Origin of the sequence: Sulfurimonas sp. (assembly GCF_018698455.1) — a bacterium.
Lineage (GTDB): Bacteria > Campylobacterota > Campylobacteria > Campylobacterales > Sulfurimonadaceae > Sulfurimonas.
Genome location: NZ_JABIOQ010000009.1, coordinates 1 through 3,177, shown reverse-complemented (window position 1 = coordinate 3,177; position 3,177 = coordinate 1). Strand labels below are relative to the sequence as shown.

Sequence of the window (3,177 nt, the reverse complement as noted above, 5' to 3'; positions counted from 1 at the left end):
TTTAAAGGTCGTAAGGTTCAAAAAGCAAATGATTCACTCAAAGAGATCCAAAGCCAACTAGAAGTGATTGTTGAAAAATCAAGAGTAGAAGCTACTAAGAAAATAGAGAACATCATAACCCAGCTTCAAGAGGATAAAAACTTCACAGCAGTTGAAGCATCACAGAGAAATCTTGTCATTAGACCACTGCAAACTATGAATGAGACTATAGCGAACTCTAAAGATATTGATTTTATCAACCAAAGAGCATCTGATGGGAATATCTCTACTCTCTACACAAAGGGATTAGAAAAGATAGAAGAGTTGATGCCAAGAACCAAAGAAAACACACCAACTGAAACAGTTGCAAGAGTTAGTTTTAGCTCTATCAAGCCAAGAAACATCTCTAAACTAGAATCAGATGAAGATGTAACAGCATATATAAAAGTATTAGAAGAGAATTTACGAAAACAGATTGAAGATGGAAAACAAATAATTTTATAAGGATATTTATGAACAAATCAGCACTAAAAAGATTCGCAACCGAGATGAGACTAGAGCTAATGGGCTTAGTCTCTACTAAACTTGAGTATCTACTTGGCTTAGGTAATGATGTTCCAGTTGAGCTTAAAGATGAGCAAAACAACATCAGAAGAATAACCAGTAGATGTAGTGTTGATGATGTCATAGATAAAACCAATAAAGAAGAACTTATAGAAGAGGTAGCCTACACTTGGTTTAACCGTCTTATAGCTCTTAGATTTATGGATGTCAATGAGATTACAGAAGAGTCTATTATATCTCCACTTGAAGGTCAAACACTTCCTGAATTGTTTAACTCTGCTAAGAGTGGAGAGATTAATGATGAATTAAAACTAGATCGTAAAAAGTTCTATGACATCATAGATGGTAAGATACCATCAAATAACCCTGATAACGAAGCATATAAGATGCTTTTTATCGCTACATGTAACAACTACTCAAGATTAATGCCTTTTATGTTTGAAGCTATCTCGGATTACACAGAATTGCTACTTCCAGAAGATATGCTTAGCTCTAACTCTATAAGAAGCAAAGTGGTTGAAGCAATGAGTTCAGAAGATTCTAAAGATGTAGAAATAATTGGTTGGCTTTACCAGTTCTACATCAATGAGAAAAAAGATGAAGTTATCCAAGCAAAGAAAAAATATAAAACTTCTGAAATACCTTTTGCTTCTCAACTCTTTACACCAGATTGGTTAGTTCAATATATCACAGATAACACACTTGGTCAGCTATGGATGGAAAATAATCCTAACTCATCTCTAAAAGAAAGTATGCAATATTATGTAGCTCGTGATACTGTATCGGATAAAAAGCTATTACCAGAAGAGATAAAAATATTTGACCCTTGTTGTGGTAGTGGTCATATACTAACTTATGCTTTTGATTTACTAACAAAGATATATGAAGAAGAGGGTTACAACAAAAGTGAAATACCAACACTAATACTTGAAAATAATCTTTATGGATGTGATATAGATAAAAGGGCTATGGTCTTGGCAAACTTTGCTCTTACGATGAAAGCAAGACTTTATCATAAGAGATTTTTTAGAAAAATTGTAAAGCCAAATATTATAGAGCTTGAAGAATATGGCGATGAGAGATTTGTAGGTATTAAAAACTTTGGTTCACTTGTAAGAGTTGAAGATAGTGAAACTTTTAATGATGGTATATTTTCTCAAACTTCAAAAGAGTATAAACTACAAATACAAATGCTTACTGATAAGTTTGATTGTATAATTACAAACCCACCATATATCAATAGTTTATATATGAATGCTGAAATAAAATCATTTGTAGCTTATAATTACCCTAAAACTAAATCAGATTTATTTGCTTGTTTTATGGAAAGAATTCCAGAAATGACAAAGAAAAATGGATATATGGGGTTTGTAACTCCATACGGATGGATGTTTACTAAATATTATGAACTACTTAGAAAAGATATTTTAAAAAACACAACCATTACAAATCTTGTTCAACTTGAATATAATGCTTTCGGACCAGCAGTAGTGCCTGTTTGTTCTTTTACTTTAAAGAATGCACAAACTTTAGAAAATGGTAACTATATAAAACTATCTAACTTTAAAGGTTCAGAAAATCAACCTATTAAAACATTACAAGCTATAAATGAAGATGTGGATTATATTTATAATGTTAAACAAGAAAACTTTTCAAAAATTCCAGGAATACCAATAGCATATTGGATAAGTAAAAAAAATATTGAAATATTTGAACAGAATATAAAATTTAATGATATTACTGTAATGAAAAGTGGAAAACCAAGTTATGGTAAAAATGATTTATGGTATAAGTTTTGGCAAGAATGTGAATTAAAAAAAATATCATTATCAACAGACTCCTATAAAAATATTAATACAAAATTTGTCCCATTAAATAAAGGTGGAGCATTTAGAAGATGGTATGGAAACAATGAATATATAACAGATGTTGCATTTTGTTATGAAGATGATTTCTTGTTTGAAAGTGGGTTGACTTGGAGTGATATTTCATCTGGTAATTTTAGTTTAAGGTATAAAAATAAAGGTATTGTCTCCAACAATGTTGGGAAAATGACTTTTCCAATTAATAAGGAAGATATTTTAGAGCTAATAGCATTATTAAATACACAGTTAATAAATAATTATTTAGATTTATTAATACCAACTATGCATTTTGACACATTATATATTGGTCAACTTCCAATAATATTTTCAAAGTCTAAGGACATCAAGAATAAGATAAGAATCCTAACCCAACAAAACATAGACATCTCAAAAGAAGAATGGGATAGCAGAGAAACATCGTGGAACTTCACTACAAATGAACTCATAAAGCATAAATCAGACACGAAGATAGAAACAGCTTACACTGATTATTGTAACTATTGGAAAGAACAACACGATACTCTACATCAAAATGAAGAAGAACTAAACAGACTGTTCATAGATATATATGGACTACAAGATGAACTTACACCAGATGTAGAGCAAAAAGATATAACAATACTCAAAAATGAAACTAAAATCATTGATGGTGCATTAGTATTTCAAGCAGATGAGATTATGAAACAGTTTATCTCTTATGGTGTTGGTGTAATGTTTGGTAGATACTCACTTGATAGTGATGGACTATTGATTGCGAATATGGCACAAG

2 protein-coding genes are annotated in these 3,177 nt (G+C 30.6%); both read left to right on the top strand.

Features of this window, described 5'->3' with window-relative positions:
* On the top strand, positions 1–483 hold a 483-nt coding region (locus HOG88_RS01605), incomplete at its 5' end, for a hypothetical protein (RefSeq protein ID WP_295002452.1).
* Positions 484–491: 8 nt separating this feature from the next.
* Positions 492–3,177, top strand: a 2,686-nt coding sequence (locus tag HOG88_RS01600) for a BREX-1 system adenine-specific DNA-methyltransferase PglX (protein WP_295002451.1), incomplete at its 3' end; no start/stop codon positions are given.